The following is a 20,511-nucleotide window of genomic DNA, read 5'->3' as shown; positions in this document are numbered from 1 at the left end:
CCTTCATACCCTGTCCCTGTTCGTCATATAATTGGAATCATAGAAATTTTTACGGCAGAGGAGCAGTAGATGCGGTAAACAGGGAGGAGTTTGGCAATGGAACGCAAGTGGATTGCCTTTTTGATGGCGGGCTCGCTGCTTACAGGTGCGGGGAGTACATACGCTGGCATGCAATGGTACGAAAGCAAGGCGGGTGTTCTGGAACGCCAGATTGTGCCCCTTAAAGATCATGCGGGTGCACAGGCTGGTGATGCGAGCAGTCTCGAAAAAGTTGAGCAGGCATACAGTTTGATTTTTAACAGTTACGTTGAAAAGGTTGAAGAAGAAGAGCTGATTGAAGGGGCGATACAGGGAATGCTCTCAACCCTGGAGGATCCGTATTCCGTCTATATGGACAAGGAGACGGCCAAACAATTCAATGAGACGCTGGAGTCGTCTTTTGAAGGAATTGGTGCTGAGGTCAGTACGGTTGATGGGAAAATCATGATTGTTTCACCTTTTAAAAATTCCCCGGCTGAGAAAGCAGGCTTGAAGCCGAATGATCAGATTCTGAAGGTCGATGGCGAAAGTATCGTGGGACTGGATTTATATGAGGCAACTTTGAAAATCCGGGGCAAAAAAGGGACGCCTGTTGTTCTGGAAATCGAGCGCAAGGGTTTGAAGGATCCGCTGAAGGTTAAAGTGGTTCGTGATGAGATTCCGCAGATTACCGTCCATGCTGACATGAAAAAGGTGAATGGAGAGAAGATTGGTTACATGGAGATTACTTCGTTCTCAGAAGATACCTCCAAAGAGTTCAACAAGGAGCTAAAGGCTTTTGAAAAAGAAGGGATGGATGCGCTGCTGATCGATGTACGCGGTAATCCTGGCGGCCTGCTTTCCAGCGTGGAAGAAATCCTAAGAGAAATGATTTCAAAGGAGAAGCCGCTCTATCAAATTGAAGAGCGCAACGGCGATAAGACTCGCTATTTCTCCAATCTGGAAAAAGCGAAACAATATCCGATTGCTGTATTAACAGACGACGGCAGTGCCTCAGCCTCGGAAATCCTGGCCGGGGCATTAAAAGAAGCGGGAGGTTATCCAGTCATTGGCGAGAAGACCTTCGGCAAGGGGACAGTCCAGCAGGCTGTGCCGATGGGAGATGGCAGCAATATCAAGCTGACTCTGTTCAAATGGCTGACGCCTGACGGAAACTGGATCCATAAAAAAGGCATTGAGCCAACCGTCGAAGTCAACCAGCCAGCGCTCTATGATACCCATCCAATCCAGGCGGAAAAACCACTCAAGCTGGATATGAATAATGAGCAAGTGAAAAATGCTCAGGAAATCCTCGCTGGACTCGGTTTTGAGCCGGGACGTACTGACGGATACTTCAGTGGCATTACCGAAATTGCGGTAAAAGCATTCCAGCGGAAAAACAACTTAACCGTTACAGGTGTGATTGACGCAAAAACAGCCACCGCACTCGAGGATGCAGCAAGGGAAGCAATGAAACAAGAAGAAAATGACCTTCAGCTGCAGACCGCGTTGAGGCTGCTGGCGAAATAGATACCTTATCCGCTGTACCAAAACTTGGTACGGCGTTATTTTTTACATTGATTTGGAAAAAGTAGTGATTACAGCAAAAATCGTAGTGATTAGTTTGAAAATCGTAGTGATTATTCGAGATATCGTAGTGATTACTTACAAAAACATAGTGATTTTTGGTAATTCCATAGTGATTTGGATCCTTATCAGTATAAAACAAGAAAAAAGAGTTCTATTGATGCTTCTTTTTCGGATTTCACTAAGTATTTCATGTTCTACTCCTACTCTAGAAAAAAATCCCACCATTAATCCACAACTATTGATAGGTTTTACCACCCAGATTTGATAGAATAAGCTTAATATCATGTAATTTATGAAGGCTGGTGACATAGGGGTGGCACAGGATTGGTTCATTGAACTTTTGAAAGGGACGGGCAGGCTTCTGCTTCACCCTGTGTTCTATTATTCTATATTTTTGGCGGCTGTCCTTGGTGTTTCGCGCGTGAGGCGGGAGCGGAAGAACTTTACTGTGAGGGCGAACGATGCGTATTTTGAGCTCAGGCAGCTGTTTCCGGTGGGTTTGCTGGTCGGGCTCGCCATCTCAATCATAACCATTGCGGCGGGCATCGCGATTCCATTCGGAGCAATTGTTTTAGTTGCCGCAGCAACACTGCTGTTGAGTCTATTAACAAAAGTCAGGCTCCTTGCGCCCGCATATACGGTCGGCGCTGCGTTTTTCTCGTTGATCTTCTTATCGGGAAAGGAAATCGATCTTCCGTTAGTGGGCGACTTATTTTCAAGTCTTGATGAAAAAATCTATCCTTCCATTGCGATTTTATTAGCATTGTTAACGATCGGTGAGGGCTTTCTTATTTTACGAAATGGAAAAAAGGGGACTTCTCCTAAATTGATTAAGAGCAAGCGTGGCCAGACGGTTGGTGTCCACGAGGTAAAACGCCTCTGGGTCGTGCCGGCGTTTATGCTCATTCCTGGCAACATTCTGTCAATGCCGTTCGAATGGTGGCCTGTGTTCACGCTTGGAGGCAATACATATTCATTGATTCTTGTTCCATTTGCGATTGGATTACATCAGCAAGTCCAGGGGATGCTGCCAAAAGAAGCTGTCCGTCAGCTCGGAAGCCGAGTAGTTGGGCTCGGAATCCTGATCACGCTGATTGCCGCAGCGGGTTACTGGTACCCAATTGTGTCCGTCATTGCAGTCGCGATCGCGATGATCGGCCGCGAAGCCTTGACGCTCATGCAGCGGATGCAGGAGGAGAACATGCCGTTCTATTTTTCGAAAAAAAACCATGGCGTGATGATTCTTGGTATCCTGCCTGAATCTCCGGCTGATAAAATGGCCCTTGGTGTAGGCGAGCTTGTTACAAAGGTCAACGGCACGAATGTCCGTGATGAACAAACATTCTACGAGGCTCTGTCACGAAATAGGGCGCATTGCAAGCTGGAAGTCCTTGATACAAACGGTCAAATTCGCTTCGTGCAAAGGGCGCTGTATGAAGGTGATCACCATGAACTTGGCATCCTTTTTGTTTTGGATGAGAAGAAGTGGGATAGTGCGGTTGTTTAATGTTGTTATTTTGGAAGTTTGTCAGAATTCTTGGCGAGCTGCTAAGTCCTTTGAGATAATAACTCGAAGGACTTTTTTTTCATCTTTAGCTGCTAGTTGAAAATTGATTATAATTGTGGATAACGGTATACCCCCTGAAGGATAATGATGCAACTCTAAAGGGACAAGGCTACGTCTGCCAGTTACCGATTCCGGGGTATAATGGGATTGGTCTCTTTTCACTTAAAGGAGAAAACATAATGAGGAAATTAGGCTCTCTGCAGAACTTCAAAAGAACTGTCTATCTAAGTATGATCATTCCCAGTCTTCTGGCTATGATTTCTTATAACTTTTTCGTTTTCAACCATCCGGAACATAAAAAATATATAGTGTTAACAGGGGTACTGACTTGCTGGTTCATAATCAGTTTAATACTGTTATATCAAAAAAGGCATATGAGACTTGTGGAGTATGGTACATTAATATTCATTTCTGTCATGCATATCGGAACAGTATACGATGGCTTTTTTAATTATATTGCCGTCGATAAAACGGGTGCATTTGGAGTTACAGTCATGTGGGTACCTGCTGTAATTCTCAGCTTTTTTCTTATTCTCGGAGCAAGGCGAGGGCTAGTCTTTTCTCTATCTGTTTTTTTGGTCATCTTTGTAATGGGTTTATTGAATTTTCCTGAAATGTCCGAGGATTACTTAATATCGGTTATTCAGTTTTATGTTGCCTATCTTTTTTACATCCTGATTATTTATTTCTCCCAGTTTTTAATTAAACTTTTTGCAGACTTTGAGGATATGAAGGAGAATGCTTTTACTGATGCATTAACAGGAACCGCCAACCGTCATCAAATCGACATATGGCTGGAAGAAAAAGTTTCCGGAACAACTGAAGTTCCTGTATCTTTATTATTTTTCGATATTGATCATTTTAAGGCTGTTAATGATACATTTGGACATAAAGTAGGGGACTCCGTCCTTGAGGAGTTAGCCGGACTTGTTAAACAAAATCTGACACCACACGAACAATTTGGGCGCTGGGGAGGGGAAGAGTTTATTATTATTTCCTCTCAATCTGGCGAAAATGCACTGGAACTGGCTGAAAAACTGCGCTTAAAAATTAATCAATATCCCTTTAAAACAGCTGGACGACAGACAGTAAGTTTTGGGGTCACTGAGTTTAGAGCGGGTGAATCAGTCGATTCATTCATTAGCCGTGCGGACAGAGGTTTGTATCAGTCAAAACATGAAGGGCGGAACAGGGTTGCAATTTTATAGAAGTGGCGGGAGGAAGGGTCTCAAACTCCTGGAACGGTTCTGTTTTGGAGTGCAATATGTTTAAAAACCGAAAAAGGGATATCTAATCGCAATGATTTGATATCCCTTTTTTCATGGTTAAGGAAACTTATCGGCTAAATCGACAGGAACCTGGCCTCCGAAGAAAAATTCAGCACGTACAACGCGCTTTCATTTATCAAAATTTACTCAACCACCCCGGTCCTCAAAATCTCAAACTCAATCTTCACATCGACGTTGCTCTCCGGGTACATGCGGTGCCATTTTTCAGAGGTCAGGTTGGCCTGTCTGACACTCTTTCGATAGATCTCACCGAATCCAAATGGGTCCGCACCTAAATCACGAGCTTTTTTAATCAACTGCTCAATATCGGAAGTGATTTTTTCATCAAGCTTTGATTCTAATTGTTTGAGGTATTCCGGATTTTTCAAGTCCAGTGCCTGGTTGATTTCCAGCAGTCTTGTTTTTAATTTGATTTTCAAATCGAATTGGAGGTTGTCTTTGCTGATCAGGTTCATGTCACTTGTGCTGTGAATCGTGTCAAGGACCACTGCCAGATTTTCTGGAGATTCAGGAGTCTCTTCCAGATCAAAACCTTGCTTGTCGACTTCAATTTCTATCGCTCCCGCCTTGTAGCGATCATTGATCAGCTTTAGGTAAAAAGCTTCTTTGGCATTGATTTTACCGACCATTTTATCATCCTTTATCAATGCCATACCGGTAATTTTAACGATGCCTTCATCATTTTTTAAAGTAGGCATGATTGGGTCAATTCCTGGTGCGTAGAAATCATGCATTACTTCCTGCAGGGTGGAAGATGGGATTTTTTCACCTTTTATATTTTGATCGAGTTCCTTGTATATGAGCTGGCTGATATCGGAAAATTGTTCATTCCTTTGGTTAAGGAGCTTGTTTGTACTTCCCTCAACTACTGCAAGATAGGTAAGGTCGCTGATCGAAGGATCACGGGCAAGTGTATCTGCCAGATTGATGAGCCCCGAACTGACAACTTCTTCGCTGAAAAGCGCTACCCGCAGCTGACCTGACTGTAATCTTTTAGGACTTTTCAGATCGGCTTCATTTCTTGCCCCCTTACTTGTTGCCGACTTCGCGGATAGGATGAGTGAACTCTGCGGAGCCTCGGGGTCGATTTGGAGAAGCACCATTGTCGCCAAAATCTGCTTATCCTCTGTGAGGTCATACCCCACCGTTGTCACCAGACCCATCTTCTCGAGTGTTTTCTGTTCTGCGCATCCAGAAAGGAAAAGCACAACCAAGGCAATCAAGAGCTTATTCACTTTTTTGCGCATTGGCCTCATCCTTTTTACGGAAAAATTTCTTCTTGATCATAACAGCACCGAATAGAAGGAATGGATAGACAAAAACAATATAGAAAGCGCCCCTTGCGAAATAGTCGTTGAACATATTGGTTTGGACTCTGGTGAGCGGATAAAGCAGGGTCAGGAAAATAAATGAAATAAGAATCCAGCTGACCTTCTGTTCTTTTATATTAAAAATCCTTGAAATTCCCCGCGTGGCTGACCACATATAGAGCATCAGGTTTGGCAGGATCAGCAGGACCCAAAAAGTGATAGCGACGTACTCAAATCTTTCAATGAAGGGGAAGCGAACGATTTTAAAAAGGGATAGCGTACCCCAAATCGTCCGTTCAAGCTGGCCGCCGCTGAAATAAGCCAGGGAGATAACCATGAGCGCAAGATACAGCATGGTCGTGAAACCAAGACCATATTGCATATGTTTATGGACCTTGTCTTTCTCTTTTAAAAAGGGATAGATGACATAAATGATTTCAAAGCCGATGACAGTGAAGGTCATTTGCTTTGCTCCTCTTAGTATTTCAGTTATACGCGCTTCGAACATCGGGAATAAGTAATCCCATTTAGCAAACTGAAAGGGATAGGCGAGCAGCAGGATCAGCCACAGGGATAAGATCACACTGAAGAAGCTGACACCGACAACTGTTCGCAGCCCGCCATTCAAACCGTAGTAAACAAGGTAAACGAGGGTCAGAGCAAGCAGCCAGTTGGGGATTTCAGGGAAAACCCACGCCTGCAGGACCTCGATATAATTCCGGACGATGATGTGAAAGCTGCCAAGAAAATAGAGAACAAATAGGATATTAATCAGGTTTCCGAGCCACTTTCCTAGCACGTCATATTGGATTCCATATAAATCCGAATTCTCATACACACTTAATGTTTTCACCATTATGAAACCAACGATTGCAGTGGCAACCCCGCTGAGAATCACAGAAATCCAGGCGTCATGCCTAGCTTCCATGTAGATGATTCGCTGGAAGCCCTGGATGCCAACACCCAGCTGCATAGAATGGATCACAAAGATGAGCAGGAAAGTATTGACCATATTTTGGGACTTAGGCTCGATGTGAACTTTCATTCATAACACCACAACTTAGTTTTTGTTTTTTCGATATCTGTATTTCAATCTATCCAATGGCCTTGTCTGTACCGGGCGGCTGTTGGTCCAGCCGATCGGAAGACGAATGATGCTGTCGCGCCAATCTTCAAACCTCGGCGGGTAAAAGGGAGCCAAAAACGGCGTCCCAAGACTGGATTGACGAAGCAGATGGATCAGCAGGAAGCAAAATCCGAACATCAGGCCATAAAACCCCCACATTCCTGCGAAAATGATTAATGGGAAACGGAGAATTCTGATGACATTGCCCATCATATAGTTTGGCGTTGTAAATGAAGCGAGTGCGCTAACGGCGATGATGATGATTAGGATGTTGCTTGTGAATCCCGCGTCTACAGCAGCAGTTCCGACGACGATACCGCCAACGATACCCATCGTCTGGCCGACCTTTGTTGGCAGCCGGGCTCCGGCTTCCCGCAGGAGCTCAATCATTACTTCTAGCAATAAAGCCTCAATTATAGGCGGGAAGGGTACACGTGACCTTGACTCACCAAGCGGGATCAGCAGTGTTTGAGGGATGATTTCATAATGGAAAGTCAGAGCTGCCACATAGATCGCCGTGAAAAAAATCGACACGATCATCGAAAATACCCTCAAAGCCCTGATAAACGTCGCGATTTGCCACCTGACACTTTCATCCTCCATACTTTGAAAAAATTCAATGAAGGTTTGCGGCGCACCGATTACCTGGACACTGCCATCCACCAGGACCAACATTTTGCCATTCAACAGCCAGGCACAGGCACGGTCCGGTCTTTCTGTCAGCAGCATCTGAGGAAAAATGGCAAATGAATTGTCTTCAATGAGCTGTACCAGGTTTGAGCTATCTAGCACACCATCAATGTCGATTGATTTGATCCGCTCGCGCATCCGGTCGATCATATCATCGTCAGCAATTCCCTTCAAATAGAGAAGCGAAATTGCTGAATTCGTTTGTTTACCTACAGAGTAGCTTTCATTGCATAGATTGGGGTTGGTGAGAAATCTTCGGATCAGGGATATATTGGTCGCAAGACTCTCATTAAAGGCGATTTGGGGCCCCAAAACCTGTGACTCATTTTCCGGTCGGGTCAATGACCGGTTTTCCTGGGTGCCGACCATTGCACTGATTATCACAGGGTGGCCTGCTGAATGGACCGCGACTGCTCCTTTTAATAGGGAATTAACCACGTCATCGACATATTTATATTTAGAAGTACTGGAAACGGTAATATGTTTAAGCGCTTCGTTAGGGGTGGCTTGCGCATCTTCGAGACGAGCGAGAACATCTCCATTTAGCATCTTCTTATCTGTCAAAGTATCAAAGAAGATTAGTGTAAACCCATTCGTGAGTTCCTTGATATTTAAGTCCGCACTATCATGAAGTTGCTCCTTCATTTTCTGGATGAAATCGGCCTTATCTACAGGTATTAATTCCTTGTCGTCGAGGTTTTTTTGATTCATGTTGTTGTCGGCTTCGCCTTTCTTTTTCTTGAAGAACATCAAAAATCCCTCCGCTGCAGTCATCTACTCAACAGGTTTTGCTTTAATGGGAAAAATTATACTGCTGATAGTTTTTTAGGAATGCATGAAAAAAGAAGCTGACGTTTTGTCAGCTTCCTAGGATAAAACTCCAAGTGAATCAAGGAATACAATGATGATAACTACTGGCACGACAAACCTCATCACATTGTACCAGAGATTGAAGAGCAGGCTTCCACCTTTTGAATCCGTTAGCAGCTCCTGGCGCAATACTTCCTTTTTGATTTTAAGTGGGACGAATATCGAAATCAGCAATACTCCAAGCGGCATCAGGATGTTGCTTACAAGGAAATCAGCTGTGTCAAAGATGTTTTTTTCGAAAATCGTTGCATCCGACATCGTTCCGAATGACAGGGCAGAAGGGATGCCAAGCAGGAAAATCAATCCGCCGGCTATCCATGCAAATTTTGCCCGCTTTTTCTGATTGTCTTTTGCAAGGGTGGCAACGACGATTTCAAGCATCGAGAACGCCGAAGTCAGTGTCGCGAACAGGAACAAGGCAAGAAATAGGAGCAGGAACAGTTCGCCGAATACCATTTTTTCAAAGACTGCTGGAAGGACGACGAATAGCAGCCCCGGTCCTTCTGCCGGTTCAAATCCGAGCGAGAAAACAGCTGGGAAGATCGCCAGACCAGCAAGCAATGCGATAAAAAGATTCATCCCTACAACCGACAGCGCAGGCTGGACGATGCTGCCTTTTTTCGGAAGGTATGAGCTGTATGTCACCATAACTGATACACCGACGCTCAGGGAGAAGAAGGATTGTCCCATCGCAAAGAGTATACTTTCCGAGGTGATGCTTGAAAAATCAGGCGCCAGGAAAAACTTCACGCCATCAAGTGCATGGTCAAGCGTTAAGGAGCGGATGATCAAGATGATGAAAAGCAGAAACAAAGCCGGCATCAGAATCTTGCTCGCTTTTTCAATCCCGGATTGAACGCCCTTTGCGACGACAACAATCGTAACTAATAAGAAGGCAGCCTGAGCAGCGAGCACGCTCCATGCACTGCTAATCGTCTGTCCGAACAAGCCTCCATAATCAGCTCCTTTTTCAATCACTCCGCCAGCCAGCCCTTTTACAAAATAAAGGCTGATCCACCCGCCGACAACACTGTAAAAGCTGAGCAGCACAAAGCTTGTGACAACCCCGAGTATGCCAATCAAATACCATTTGCTTTTTGGCGCAATTTCCAAATAGGCACGGATGGCCTCCTTGCCGGTGCTGCGGCCGATGACAAACTCTGCCAGCAATAGTGGCAGCCCGATGAATAACGAGAATAAGATGAACATCAGGAAAAATGCCCCGCCGCCGCTCACTCCCGTTACATATGGAAGCTTCCAGATTGCCCCGATCCCGATTGCCGAACCAGCTGCGGCCAGTATGAATCCAATTTTTGATGACCATTGTTCTTTCTCCATGTTGATTGCTCCCTTTTTCTCTCTATTTCAGCTGAATTGATTGATGTCGGGCAAAATAAAAAGCCACGCCTCTATCCATCAATCTGGATAGGGACGTGGCTGAACACGCGGTACCACCCTAATTGGAAGCATGCTGCTTCCCGCTCAAGTTACTGGATAACGGCCAAACCCGTTCCTTTTTGTTGCTGTTTCCTCAATGCGAAAACTGCAATTTTTAAAAGGAAAAGCTCCAAGAACGAAATTCACCTGGCCTTTGTATCAGTTTCCACCAACCACTGATTCTCTATCAACAGGGAGACCGGCTTAATAGACTCTCTTCAACGCTTCAACTTATTAAAATATATTACTTGAAATTATAGTGTGATAATGAAAGGGTGTCAAGGATTGATAATATAGCTTAACCTTTTATTAATTTCAGGCTATCCAAAAGCCTTGTCTCGAAATGGAAATGCCTTATAAAAAATAACTGACAAAAGCCCAGGCCGCAGCTATGAATAAACCAGTGAATCCGAAAGTGTAACAAATCATCTTTCTGGCCTTCTGTTTTTTAGCTAAAAGGTATTGCCTATAGCTAAGCTCCCCCTTAGCAAATCGCAGCCCCAATTCATCCGGCTCCACAATAAACTGCTTTCCAGTTTTTGTTTGTAAAATGAGATTCTTAATCAATGGTAGGTTATCGATACCTTGAAATTCGGCTCTTAAAGATGTCTCCTGCTCACATTCAAGAAAAGTACCTCCGATAAAATCAACACGTACAATGTTGTATAATGAGCTTTCCTGAATCTTTTCGGAAAAATGGTATGCTTGGAGCTCGATTGCATTATTTGATACGCACATATATTCTCCACCTCGCGCTCACTTTGCTGTTCATTATATGCTAAAAGTGATCGGTTGCTGATGTTCCAATGCCTCCAATCCTTTCTGGGTGATCATTGTTCCGCTTCTGCCCCGGCGAACGACAACAAAGCCCTGGTGTTCGAGTTCTTTTAAGCGCAGGCGTATTTGCTGTTCGCTAAGTGGGTTGCTCGTATTAGACATCATGAGACTAAGCTGTGGCCTGCCGGAGCTTTTTCCTGCCAAGTTCAATTGTTTGATGAATTGAAGAAGGGTTCTGTACTCTTCAGCCTTTTTATAAGCAGTCAGGTCTGTTTCAGGAAGAAGCCTTTTTTCCTGCTGGTCAACAGGGAGATCTTCAGTGCCAATGAGTTCTCCTTCCGAAACAGCGAGCATGTACAGCAAAGTGTTTTTTAGCTCGCGGATATTTCCCTTCCAAGGCATCTCTGTTAATCTAGTTATGGTCTCATGGTCGATTTTTGCCTTTGGTTTATGGCTTTCATGGATAAAATGCTGAACCAAGAGAGGGATATCTTCCGTACGCTCCCTTAGTGGGGGCAAACTCAGGGAAAGAACCTTCAAGCGGTGATATAGATCCTCTCGAAATTCACCTTTCTCAATCATTTCCTTAAGATTCTTGTTTGTGGCTGCGATGATCCGGACATCAACGGGTATATTCCTGGTTCCGCCAATCCGGCGAATCTCCTGTTCTTGTAACACACGCAACAGCCTTGCCTGCAGCTTCATGCTGATGTCACCGATTTCGTCGAGGAACAGTGTGCCGCCGTCTGCCTGTTCGAATACTCCTTTTTTGCCCCCTTTTCTTGCACCTGTAAAAGAGCCTTCTTCGTAACCGAACAATTCACTCTCCAGCAGATCTTCTGGCAGTGCATTGCAGTTTATCGCCAGGTATGGAGCGTCCTTCCGGCTAGATACCATATGTATGGCACTGGCGAAAAGCTCTTTTCCTGTTCCGCTTTCCCCCTGGATCAAGATTTGCAGGTGGGTCCTTGCCAGCTTGCGAGCAATTTTCTTCGTCTCTTTGATTGCTTTGCTTTTGCCGAGGATGTTTTCGAAAGTATGTTTTGCAACATAGCCTTTCTTCTGGAGCTCGAGCCTGACTGCTTTCTCCATTTCAATCGTTTCATCCATGTTTTTGAATGTGACAACAACCGTTTCTTCCTGTGTAATCGGCATCCGGTGGACCATGACATTCGTTTGCCTTACCAGAAACGGATAAGGTTCTTCAGTATCAATCTCTTTCAATAAAAAATGTAAAAGATCGGGATTTTGGAAAATGTCATTTACCTTCCTGTTCAGGGCCCTTTCTTTCGGTATGCCCGTGATTTTTTCCAGAACATCATTAAAAACCGTGATGCAGCCTCTGGAATCAAATGCCATGATACCGTCATTCACGCCATCGACTACATGTTTCAGATACTGGTTTAACTTGGCTTCTTCCTCTTTCAGAAAAGCTAGTTTCTGGCTTAATTCAATGATCCTTCTCGTATACCTGTCAGCGACCTGAATCCCGAGCGCCTCAGGCAGGCCAAGCCGGTCAACGATTTTCATTATCGTGTGAATATCAATCAGCCTGACGCCGAGATTGATTTTTGTTGTGATTGAATCCGGAATCAGCTTCATTTCCCCGGGGGTAACGGCAATATTAATTGCCTGGGGGTATTTTGTGCCGGGAAAGTAGGGATGGTATTGTAAGTGATCAATTCCAAGTGCTTTTAAGGTGTGGATGGAGTCATTAACACTCTCAGGAAAGTCATTAACATAAAGGACACTGGTGCCCGTCGGGAGGCTGAACAGCCTGTCGATATATTGGTGGTTGATGGTCCTGTTCGCAATAATGACCTCGCAGTTTTCGCCAATGACATGTTCCACTTCTTCCTCAATCAGGTAGGATGAGTAGATAACAATCGTATCAAAAATCCTTTCCGGCAAGGTTTCCTCGGACGAATAGCTAACGATTGACACATAATTCCCCAGGATGCTTTCCAGTTGGTCTTGGAGTGCTAATCTTGTTTCCTTTGTTCCAGCTAAAAGAGTGATTTGTTTTTTCATTTTAATTGGTCCTTTATGGTTTTAATTTGTGTTTATTATATCATTTGAAAGAACCATAAAGAACCAATTAAATTTAGAATTTCAGCAAGGAAACTAGTATTTTCAAAGACTTAACGGATTCGTAAATATTGGCACGAAAATTGCAAAAACTTAAGTGAGGAATTATTTTATAAAATCAAGGGGGTTTAAGTGATGGAAAATAAAGTTTGGAAGGTTCCGCACACATTTGTCATTGTGTTTTTCGTTGTCATGCTTGCGGCAATCGTGACGTACTTCGTGCCGGTGGGCCAGTTCGAAACGAAGGAAATCACCTATAGCGACAATGGAGAGGAAAAAACGAAGACGGTGTTGGATCCTGAGAGTTTTCAGATTGTAAAAGATGAACAGGGGAATCCTGTCCATAAAGGAACAGATTTGTTCGAAGCAGGCGGAGAAGCAGGCTTCCTGAACTTTGTCTTTGAAGGGCTGGTTTCTGGTGATAAATGGGGCTCTGCTGTCGGAGTTGTTGCATTTATCCTGATCATTGGCGGAGCTTTTGGCATCATCATGAGAACGAGGGCAATCGAGGAAGGCATCCTGAATGTCATCGACAAGACAAAGGGTAGGGAAATCCTTATCATCCCGATCATGTTCTTCTTATTCTCGCTTGGCGGTGCTGTTTTTGGGATGGGGGAAGAGGCGATCGCATTTGCAATGATTCTCGTACCATTGATGGTTGCGCTTGGATATGACGCTATTACAGGCGTAATGATCACTTACGTGGCCACACAGATAGGATTCGCAACATCATGGATGAATCCTTTCGGTGTCGCGATTGCACAGGGAATTTCTGGTGTTCCAGTTTTGTCCGAGTCTCCGTTCCGCATGGCAATGTGGGCCGTATTCACTCTGCTCGGAATTATCTACACATGGCGCTATGCGGCAAGCATCAAAAAGGATCCGGTAAGGTCGCTATCCTATAACAGTGATGATTATTTCCGCAAGGATATGAAAAGCCATGATTTAAACGTGAAATTCACCTTGGGGCACAGCCTTGTGATTTTAACGATTTTGGCCGGAATCGCCTGGATTGTCTGGGGGGTTATTGAGCATGCATACTATATTCCGGAAATTGCTTCACAGTTTTTCACCATCGGACTTGTGGCTGGAATCATTGGCGTCATTTTTAAATTGAATAATATGAAGGTCAATGATATTGCAGATGGATTCATTGACGGCTCGAAGGACTTATTGCCAGCCGCCCTCGTTGTCGGAATGGCCAAAGGAATCGTCATCATCCTTGGCGGCGACAGTCCGGATGCACCATCCGTGCTAAACACGATGCTTTTTGGAGCAGGTCAGGCGATCGGTGATCTGCCGGCATCGGTTTCGGCGGTGTTCATGTATTTGTTCCAATCCGTTTTCAATTTCTTCGTTGTATCTGGGTCAGGGCAGGCAGCGTTGACGATGCCATTAATGGCGCCGCTTGCGGATATCGCCGGAGTTTCCCGTCAGGTTGCAGTCCTTGCTTTCCAGTTGGGGGATGGCTTGACAAACATCATCGTACCGACTTCAGCTGCATTGATTGGCACGCTGGGAGCAGCTCGGATTGACTGGGGAGTATGGGCAAAGTTCATTGGCAAATTCATGCTTTTGTTAGTAGCAGTATCAATCATATTTATTATTATTGCTGTATCCATTGGTTTATAATGGGCAAAAAGATTGCAGGAGGGGACCCTAGTGCTGACGTTAATAAAGAATGGAGACATTTACGCACCAGATTACCTTGGTAAAAAAGATATATTGCTTGTTGATCGTAAAATTGGATTTATCCAGGATGAAATCGAGCTACCTGAAAAATTCGTAGAAATAAAGGTCATTAATGCAAAAGGGAAGAAGGTCGTACCCGGATTCATTGATTCCCATGTCCACTTGATTGGCGGAGGCGGGGAAGGCGGGTTCCGGACGCGCACACCGGAAATCCAGCTGACACAGGCAACGACTGCGGGGATTACGACGCTTGTCGGTGTGCTTGGCACAGATGGGACGACGCGGACGATGCCAGACCTGATTGCCAAAGCCCGCGCTCTTGAAGAAGAAGGGATCACCACCTATGTCCAGACAGGCTCCTACCAGGTCCCGGTCAAAACGCTGACCGGGAAAATTGAGGACGATATCATTTTAATCGATAAAATCATCGGTGCAGGGGAAATCGCGATTGCCGACCATCGCTCATCACAGCCAACTGCTGAAGAAATGGCCAAGATTGCTTCAGCAGCAAGGATTGGCGGTATGCTTTCAGGCAAAAGCGGCATCGTCAATGTCCATGTTGGCGACAGTTTTGACCATTTGAAGCTGATTGAGGAAGTTGTAGAGCATACGGATATCCCAATCAGGCAGTTTTATCCGACGCATATGAACCGCAATCCGCATCTGTTCGAAGCCGGGATTGAATATGCGAAAAAGGGAGGCTGGATTGATTTCACAACCAGTTCTATTCCTAAATTCCTGGAGGAAGGCGAAGTTAAGTGCAGTGTAGGCTTGAAGCGAATGCTCGAAGCAGGTGTCGACATCAGCCAGATCACCTTCACCTCCGACGGACAGGCCAGCTTGCCTGATTTTGATAAAAATGGAGAGTTGATCGGCCTGCAGATTGGCCAGGTTTCCTCTTTGTACGAGGCGGTACAGGAAGCTGTTTTAACGGAGGGAGTTCCGCTTGAAACGGCCATCCGTGTGATTACCGCAAACCCGGCGACGGTATTGAAGCTATCACAAAAAGGGCGGATTGAAGCAGGACGGGATGCCGATCTTGTGCTGCTCGATGACAATCTCGAGATTGATACGGTCGTCGCAATGGGGAAAGTTGTGGTAGAAAAAGGGGTTGCCTTAGTAAAAGGGACGTTTGAATGATTTGAAGAACCTTGTCCGTGAGTGGGCAAGGTTCTTTTTTACTCTATGCACGTATCTATGACCGACTTGGTCGATATATCTGGAAAAGTGGTCGATATATTCGAAAATGTGGTCGATATAATTAAAAATCCGCCAATATATTCAAAAATGTGGTTGAAAAAATCATATTTTCGCCAATAAAATCTACTTTTCCTGAAATCTGAAATGAGATTACCAGTGATTAATCAAAGTATTGCTGGTAAACGGCGAAAAACCGGACAGACGCCCGATTTATTTTAAAAAATCATATACAAAACCATTCCGCCAACAGCTCCAGTAACTACGACAATCCACGGCGCAAGCTTCCAATACACAAGCATGCTGAACAGCACAGCGGCAAACACGAAATCAATCGGCTCGAGAATCGAACTCGTCCAGATTGGGTGGTAGAAGGCAGCAATCAGGATTCCAACGACCGCTGCGTTAACGCCCATCAAGGCGCGGCTGATATTGCTGTTTCGTCTTAATGCGTCCCAGAACGGCAGCGTCCCGAGGATCAGCAGGAATGCCGGCAGGAAGATTGCGACAGTCGCGAGCAGGCCGCCTTGCCAGCCGTTGATGATTGCTCCGATATAAGCGGCGAACGTGAACAATGGACCTGGAACTGCCTGGGCAGCGCCATAGCCTGCAAGGAACGCTTCTTCACTAAGCCAGCCTGTTGGCACGAATTCGCGCTCAAGCAACGGTAGGACAACATGGCCGCCGCCGAAAACGAGTGAGCCTGATCGGTAAAAACTGTCGAACATCGCGACCCAGTTCAATGAAGTCGCTTCTCGTAAAATAGGCAGCAGGATGAGCAATCCGAAAAATAATGCCAGGCTGATATATCCAACGCCTTTTGAAATCGGGAAAGTCATCCTATTATCAGCGACGGCAGTGTGGGACTTGAATAAAACGTATCCTAATATTCCAGCGATAATAATGACGCCGATTTGTGTGAATGCAGTCTGCCACAGCAAAGTGACTGCCAGCGCGAATAAAGCAATCGTCTTCCGCGGTAAATCAGGAGTCAGCTTCTGAGCCATTCCTAGAATAGCGTGTGCAACGACAGCGACAGCGACGATTTTCAGGCCATGAATCCAGCCAGCGTCCCCAATATCAAAACCCTGTAAGATGATTGCGAAAATGATAAGTGCCAAAACAGAGGGCAGCGTAAAGCCAAGAAAGGCGAACAATCCCCCGAGCAATCCTCCGCGCATCAACCCTACTCCGATGCCGACCTGGCTGCTTGCGGGTCCGGGCAGGAACTGGCATAATGCCACCAAATCTGCATAAGTTTTTTCATCCATCCACTTTCTGCGGCGGACATATTCCTCATGGAAATAGCCAAGGTGGGCAACAGGCCCTCCGAATGATGTCAGGCCAAGCCTTGTCGAAACCATTAATATCTCAAGCAACGACTTGAATGTAACACTTTTTTTCTCTGTCATTTTTTTAACTCCTTCATAACTAATTGAAAACGGTTAAAGATTTATAATTTCAATCCTTGATTTCCCTGAACAATTCATAAGCCTTCTGTTGGGCTTCTACTAGCACGCTGTTCCCTTTTTCGGTTGTCCGATAGTATTTGCGAATTTTGCCCTCGACATTTCTCTCTTCTTTTACAAGCAATCCGTCAGATTCCATACTGTGCAATATCGGATATAGGGTGCCAGCGCTCAAACTGTAACCATGCTCCTTAAGCTCCTCCAGCATCCACAACCCAAAAATCGGCTGTTCCTTCGCATGATGTAAAATATGAATCTGGATGAAGCCAAGAAATAGCTTTCTGAGAACTCTTTCCTCCATAAAAAATTCCTTCTTTCGTTGATATAGGAATCCAATAACGAATTACGATATTATTCTACCTCAATCAAAACATACATCCAAGTAAATACATTTTGTAAATGCAGTTTTGGAATTGGTCCTGGCTTTTCGTACATGTTGTTTAAGTAATCGCGTGGGGCTATTATAAAGGTAATGGATAAGGAAGCAGCGAAGTTCACAAAAAAGACCTCAGCTAATTAATAGAATTGGCATATATTTTGCCATGGGTGTAAAAATGAGCATAAAGGCAATTTTCTTCTGTCATTCTCTTAATACAAGGAGTGGAACTGATGTCCCCGGTTGTTATTTCAAAATGGATCAGGTTTGGTGGCTACAGCGTTTTGGCGGTTTGTGCCGCACTATTGTTCCTCGGCTTAGTCATAGGTGAGACAGATTTGATGAGCGAGTTTTACGAGAAAATTGGAACTATAGCGGAAATAGGGGCAATCACAGCCTTTTCATTGTGGATCATCAGACTGCTGTTCCTGCAGCTGAAAAAACGGGATTTTGTTTTGCTGAAATGGATCCAACTGGCTTTCAAACTATTAAGGGAGCATCATACACTGATTGGCTGGGCAGCTTTTTCTGCGGCGCTGGCACATGGATCTTATTTTTTCCTGCAGACAAATGAGGAATGGGAAAGTATCTATAGCGGATTAGCCACTTTGATCGGATTTGGCGTACTTGCATCCTTTGGTTTGTTTTTGGATAAGCGGGCGAGAGGGAAGAAGTATCTTGCATATAAAAAGATTCACCAGGCAATCTCCATTGTATTTGGAGTTGCATTAGGCATTCATCTTTTATTTGGTTAAAGCTCGATCTTGACCCAAGCATACAGCTTCGAAGCTGTATGCTTATTTTTAATTTCAGATGTGTAGGATGCCTGGAGATGGACAGTAAAGAGTGTAAAACTTTTATTTAAGGATGTTTTTATGGCTCTTTCAATTCACATAACGATTAGCTCAAAATCATTCCTTATATCCTATTATGGTCGGCCCTCTCGATGCTGCTGGAGTATATTGGGCTCAAGGTCGGCCTGTTCCATTTTGACAAAGGCTATAAGATGTATTGGTCGTTCCCAATCTACCTGCTTTCTCAGACGATGATTATTGTCTTCTATTACTTAAGTACCAGTCATGAAAAAACTGGAAACAATCAAAAAACTCAATTATAATTTTAAGGACTAAGAGCAGAGGCTGTGGGGATTCGTTATGGTGGTAAAAAGTGCAATAAGATTCATAACTATTATTTTGCAGTACATAGCAGGTGTGCTCCTGTTTATAGCCATCGGGAGCCTGCCAGTCCTTTTGAGGGATTTGACGTTTGATACAGAGGGGTATTTTTACAACATAAAGGATTTGTTTTTGAAAATCTTCACCTTGAGTAATCTAACTTACGATGGAAAGCACGAGATGCTGCCGGCGGTGATGGACCGCTTTTTCTACTCGATGAAGACATTGGGGATTGCCTTTTTGACGGCGTTGGCCCTTGCATTCCTGCTTTCTTATTTGATCGTCCTCTTTTTTGAAAAGAAAAAAGACTATATTCTGAGTTTTATAGAGATCATTCGCTCAGTCCCTGATGTTTTGTGGATGTTCCTGCTGCAGGCGGCTGTGATTTGGGTATTTAAAACCTTCGGGGTGAAATTCGTCCAGACGACCTCGCTCGGCAGCGATAACCAGGCAGTCCTGCTTCCACTCATCAGTTTGAGCCTGCCAATTTCGCTTTTTTTGACGCAGATTGTCGTCCTTAAAATCTTTGAAGAACTGGATAAGCAGTACATATTATTGGCGAAAGCAAAAGGACTGTCCTATTTTTACATGTTGAATATCCACGTGGTCCGCAATATCAGTCAGGATTTGAAAGGGCACTTCAAGACGATTGTGTGGATGATGCTCTCGACGCTGGTCATGGTCGAATACATATTTAATCTGAATGGTTTGATGCTGTTCAATATCAGGTATGTTTCCGTCGAGCTTTTCGTGTTCAGCTGCATTCTGTTCTTTACGCCATTTTTCCTGATTTATAGACTAATAGATTTTAGAAGGTTATCGATATGATCAGATTGCTGAAAACGAAAAAATTCATATTTGGGATATCATTTCTGATGGTCCTGCTGACACTAAGCATTTTGAACACCGTTGTGAATGACGGGAAAATCAGGCAGGTCCAGTTCATTTACAATGAAGATGGAACCCTCGAAAAAGCGCCGCCATATCCGCCGTTTGATGTTTTTCTGTTTGGCTCGGATATGTATGGCTATGATATGCTCCACACCGTGATTGAAGGAGCAAAATATTCAATTGGCATCGTCCTGATCGTCGCTTTTTTCAGGATGGCGCTTTCCATTCTGCTCAGTTACTTTTTATTTCGTGTTCCAGAAAGAACTTTCAATCTGATAAAAGCAATCTCTGAGCCATTGTCTTTTTTTCCGCAAACGCTGATTTCTTACTTCCTTTTAAGCACAGTGGTCATTTATACAATCGAAGGCTTCCATCATCCTTTTTGGGTCAGAGCGCTGTATGAATTCATCATCTTGATTTTGATTGCGCTGCCGGCTCTGACTGTCCAGTTAATTGAGCAGAAACGAAGGGTGTGGAGGGAAGAGTTCATTGAATCGGCAATCACGCTGGGCGGAAGCAAACGGCATATATACTTCAAACATGTCCTGCCGCAGCTGTACGAGGAATGGATATTGATGTTCGGCCAGCAGTTTCTGCAAGTGCTGACACTTCTTGTCCATCTTGGCGTCATGATTATCCTATTTGGCGGAACCATCATCGGGGACGGCGACCCGCCAACTTCTGTGACCCATGAATGGTCTGGCTTAATCGGATTGAACAAGCGTTTCATGCTCGCATATGAATGGATCGTCTATGTGCCGATCCTGTTCTTCACATTGACCGCATTGAGCGTAGCGATGATCAATAAGGCTTTGAGCGACTTTTTCAACTATAAGGATATGGTGAGGAAGAACAGAGGGGTATAACACTTTCGTACTATAAAAATACCCCGTTTGATGAATAGTCTGCAGGCAAAAATTTTGCCATAATAGTGTTCAACAAAACTCTT

At 44.5% G+C, this 20,511-nt stretch carries 16 protein-coding genes and 1 other annotated feature; of the genes, 8 read left to right on the top strand and 8 right to left on the bottom strand.

The annotated features are described in order from the left end of the window. The first annotated feature begins 96 nt into the window (after window positions 1-96). The 3 genes from J7E32_RS11600 (at window position 97) to J7E32_RS11590 (ending at window position 4,383) form a co-directional block, all read left to right on the top strand. Window positions 97-1,548, top strand: coding sequence for a S41 family peptidase (locus J7E32_RS11600; protein ID WP_214907398.1), 1,452 nt, complete (start codon window positions 97-99; stop codon window positions 1,546-1,548). A gap of 373 nt (window positions 1,549-1,921) precedes the next feature. Continuing rightward, entirely contained in the window at window positions 1,922-3,115 is a 1,194-nt protein-coding gene (locus J7E32_RS11595; RefSeq protein ID WP_214907396.1) for a PDZ domain-containing protein, read from the top strand. 239 nt (window positions 3,116-3,354) lie between these two features. Beyond that, window positions 3,355-4,383 carry a GGDEF domain-containing protein gene (locus J7E32_RS11590; RefSeq protein WP_214907395.1) on the top strand — a complete coding sequence of 343 codons (1,029 nt, stop codon included), beginning with the start codon at window positions 3,355-3,357 and terminating at the stop codon, window positions 4,381-4,383. A gap of 203 nt (window positions 4,384-4,586) precedes the next feature. Here the strand turns inward: J7E32_RS11590 and J7E32_RS11585 are convergent, their stop codons facing one another. The 6 genes from J7E32_RS11585 to J7E32_RS11560 all read right to left on the bottom strand — a co-directional run bounded on the left by J7E32_RS11585 (window position 4,587) and on the right by J7E32_RS11560 (window position 12,705). Next, complete coding sequence (locus tag J7E32_RS11585) at window positions 4,587-5,711, bottom strand: Ger(x)C family spore germination protein (protein WP_214907393.1); 1,125 nt, start codon at window positions 5,709-5,711, stop codon at window positions 4,587-4,589. Continuing rightward, complete coding sequence (locus J7E32_RS11580; RefSeq protein ID WP_214907391.1) at window positions 5,692-6,819, bottom strand: GerAB/ArcD/ProY family transporter; 1,128 nt, start codon at window positions 6,817-6,819, stop codon at window positions 5,692-5,694. Before J7E32_RS11580 ends, J7E32_RS11585 begins: the two co-directional genes overlap by 20 nt. 15 nt (window positions 6,820-6,834) lie before the next feature. After that, window positions 6,835-8,364, bottom strand: coding sequence for a spore germination protein (locus tag J7E32_RS11575; RefSeq protein ID WP_286183030.1), 1,530 nt, complete (start codon window positions 8,362-8,364; stop codon window positions 6,835-6,837). 93 nt (window positions 8,365-8,457) lie between these two features. Next, window positions 8,458-9,798 carry a sodium-dependent transporter gene (locus J7E32_RS11570; RefSeq protein ID WP_214907389.1) on the bottom strand — a complete coding sequence of 447 codons (1,341 nt, stop codon included), beginning with the start codon at window positions 9,796-9,798 and terminating at the stop codon, window positions 8,458-8,460. An 86-nt stretch (window positions 9,799-9,884) separates the two neighbouring features. Continuing rightward, window positions 9,885-10,128, bottom strand: a binding site (T-box leader). A gap of 123 nt (window positions 10,129-10,251) precedes the next feature. Then, window positions 10,252-10,635: a hypothetical protein gene (locus J7E32_RS11565; RefSeq protein WP_214907388.1), complete on the bottom strand. Its 384-nt coding sequence runs from the start codon at window positions 10,633-10,635 to the stop codon at window positions 10,252-10,254. A gap of 33 nt (window positions 10,636-10,668) precedes the next feature. Further along, window positions 10,669-12,705, bottom strand: coding sequence for a sigma-54 interaction domain-containing protein (locus J7E32_RS11560; RefSeq protein WP_214907386.1), 2,037 nt, complete (start codon window positions 12,703-12,705; stop codon window positions 10,669-10,671). Window positions 12,706-12,897: 192 nt separating this feature from the next. Here J7E32_RS11560 and yfcC point away from each other — a divergent pair, with 192 nt between their 5' ends. Together yfcC and iadA are read left to right on the top strand one after the other, a co-directional pair. Then, window positions 12,898-14,394, top strand: a complete 1,497-nt coding sequence (yfcC, locus tag J7E32_RS11555; protein ID WP_214907384.1) for a putative basic amino acid antiporter YfcC — start codon at window positions 12,898-12,900, stop codon at window positions 14,392-14,394. Between the two features lie 30 nt (window positions 14,395-14,424). Beyond that, window positions 14,425-15,594 (top strand): beta-aspartyl-peptidase, encoded by a 1,170-nt coding sequence (gene iadA, locus J7E32_RS11550; RefSeq protein ID WP_214907382.1) that lies wholly within the window; start codon window positions 14,425-14,427, stop codon window positions 15,592-15,594. A 275-nt stretch (window positions 15,595-15,869) separates the two neighbouring features. Here iadA and chrA read toward each other — a convergent pair whose 3' ends face one another. Both chrA and J7E32_RS11540 read right to left on the bottom strand, forming a co-directional pair. Next, on the bottom strand, window positions 15,870-17,063 hold the full coding sequence (chrA, locus tag J7E32_RS11545; protein WP_214907380.1) for a chromate efflux transporter: 1,194 nt from the start codon (window positions 17,061-17,063) through the stop codon (window positions 15,870-15,872). Window positions 17,064-17,112: 49 nt separating this feature from the next. After that, window positions 17,113-17,421 (bottom strand): PadR family transcriptional regulator, encoded by a 309-nt coding sequence (locus J7E32_RS11540; protein WP_214907378.1) that lies wholly within the window; start codon window positions 17,419-17,421, stop codon window positions 17,113-17,115. 308 nt (window positions 17,422-17,729) lie between these two features. On the opposite strand from J7E32_RS11540, the gene J7E32_RS11535 reads away from it, so the two are divergent. The 3 genes from J7E32_RS11535 (at window position 17,730) to J7E32_RS11525 (ending at window position 20,428) form a co-directional block, all read left to right on the top strand. Further along, window positions 17,730-18,251, top strand: coding sequence for a hypothetical protein (locus J7E32_RS11535; protein WP_214907377.1), 522 nt, complete (start codon window positions 17,730-17,732; stop codon window positions 18,249-18,251). A 399-nt stretch (window positions 18,252-18,650) separates the two neighbouring features. Next, window positions 18,651-19,499, top strand: coding sequence for an ABC transporter permease subunit (locus J7E32_RS11530; protein WP_214907375.1), 849 nt, complete (start codon window positions 18,651-18,653; stop codon window positions 19,497-19,499). Beyond that, window positions 19,496-20,428: a peptide ABC transporter permease gene (locus J7E32_RS11525; RefSeq protein WP_214907374.1), complete on the top strand. Its 933-nt coding sequence runs from the start codon at window positions 19,496-19,498 to the stop codon at window positions 20,426-20,428. The genes J7E32_RS11530 and J7E32_RS11525 overlap by 4 nt, the downstream gene beginning before the upstream one ends. Window positions 20,429-20,511: the final 83 nt, after the last annotated feature.

It is taken from the genome of Bacillus sp. ISL-55, assembly GCF_018613155.1.
In the GTDB taxonomy this organism is placed as follows: domain Bacteria; phylum Bacillota; class Bacilli; order Bacillales; family Cytobacillaceae; genus Mesobacillus.
Note: the sequence above shows the minus strand (reverse complement) of the source record. Positions and strands in the feature narration are given on the sequence as shown.

Bases quoted from the DNA above. Each gene is read 5' to 3' on its own strand.
- J7E32_RS11565 (WP_214907388.1), bottom strand. From the start codon at position 10,635: ATGTGCGTATCAAATAATGCAATCGAGCTCCAAGCATACCATTTTTCC.
- J7E32_RS11600 (WP_214907398.1), top strand. From the start codon at position 97: ATGGAACGCAAGTGGATTGCCTTTTTGATGGCGGGCTCGCTGCTTACA.
- J7E32_RS11580 (WP_214907391.1), bottom strand. From the start codon at position 6,819: ATGAAAGTTCACATCGAGCCTAAGTCCCAAAATATGGTCAATACTTTC.
- J7E32_RS11540 (WP_214907378.1), bottom strand. From the start codon at position 17,421: ATGGAGGAAAGAGTTCTCAGAAAGCTATTTCTTGGCTTCATCCAGATT.
- J7E32_RS11575 (WP_286183030.1), bottom strand. From the start codon at position 8,364: ATGACTGCAGCGGAGGGATTTTTGATGTTCTTCAAGAAAAAGAAAGGC.
- J7E32_RS11585 (WP_214907393.1), bottom strand. From the start codon at position 5,711: ATGCGCAAAAAAGTGAATAAGCTCTTGATTGCCTTGGTTGTGCTTTTC.
- J7E32_RS11525 (WP_214907374.1), top strand. From the start codon at position 19,496: ATGATCAGATTGCTGAAAACGAAAAAATTCATATTTGGGATATCATTT.
- J7E32_RS11535 (WP_214907377.1), top strand. From the start codon at position 17,730: ATGTCCCCGGTTGTTATTTCAAAATGGATCAGGTTTGGTGGCTACAGC.
- chrA (WP_214907380.1), bottom strand. From the start codon at position 17,063: ATGACAGAGAAAAAAAGTGTTACATTCAAGTCGTTGCTTGAGATATTA.
- yfcC (WP_214907384.1), top strand. From the start codon at position 12,898: ATGGAAAATAAAGTTTGGAAGGTTCCGCACACATTTGTCATTGTGTTT.
- J7E32_RS11590 (WP_214907395.1), top strand. From the start codon at position 3,355: ATGAGGAAATTAGGCTCTCTGCAGAACTTCAAAAGAACTGTCTATCTA.
- J7E32_RS11560 (WP_214907386.1), bottom strand. From the start codon at position 12,705: ATGAAAAAACAAATCACTCTTTTAGCTGGAACAAAGGAAACAAGATTA.
- J7E32_RS11530 (WP_214907375.1), top strand. From the start codon at position 18,651: ATGGTGGTAAAAAGTGCAATAAGATTCATAACTATTATTTTGCAGTAC.
- J7E32_RS11570 (WP_214907389.1), bottom strand. From the start codon at position 9,798: ATGGAGAAAGAACAATGGTCATCAAAAATTGGATTCATACTGGCCGCA.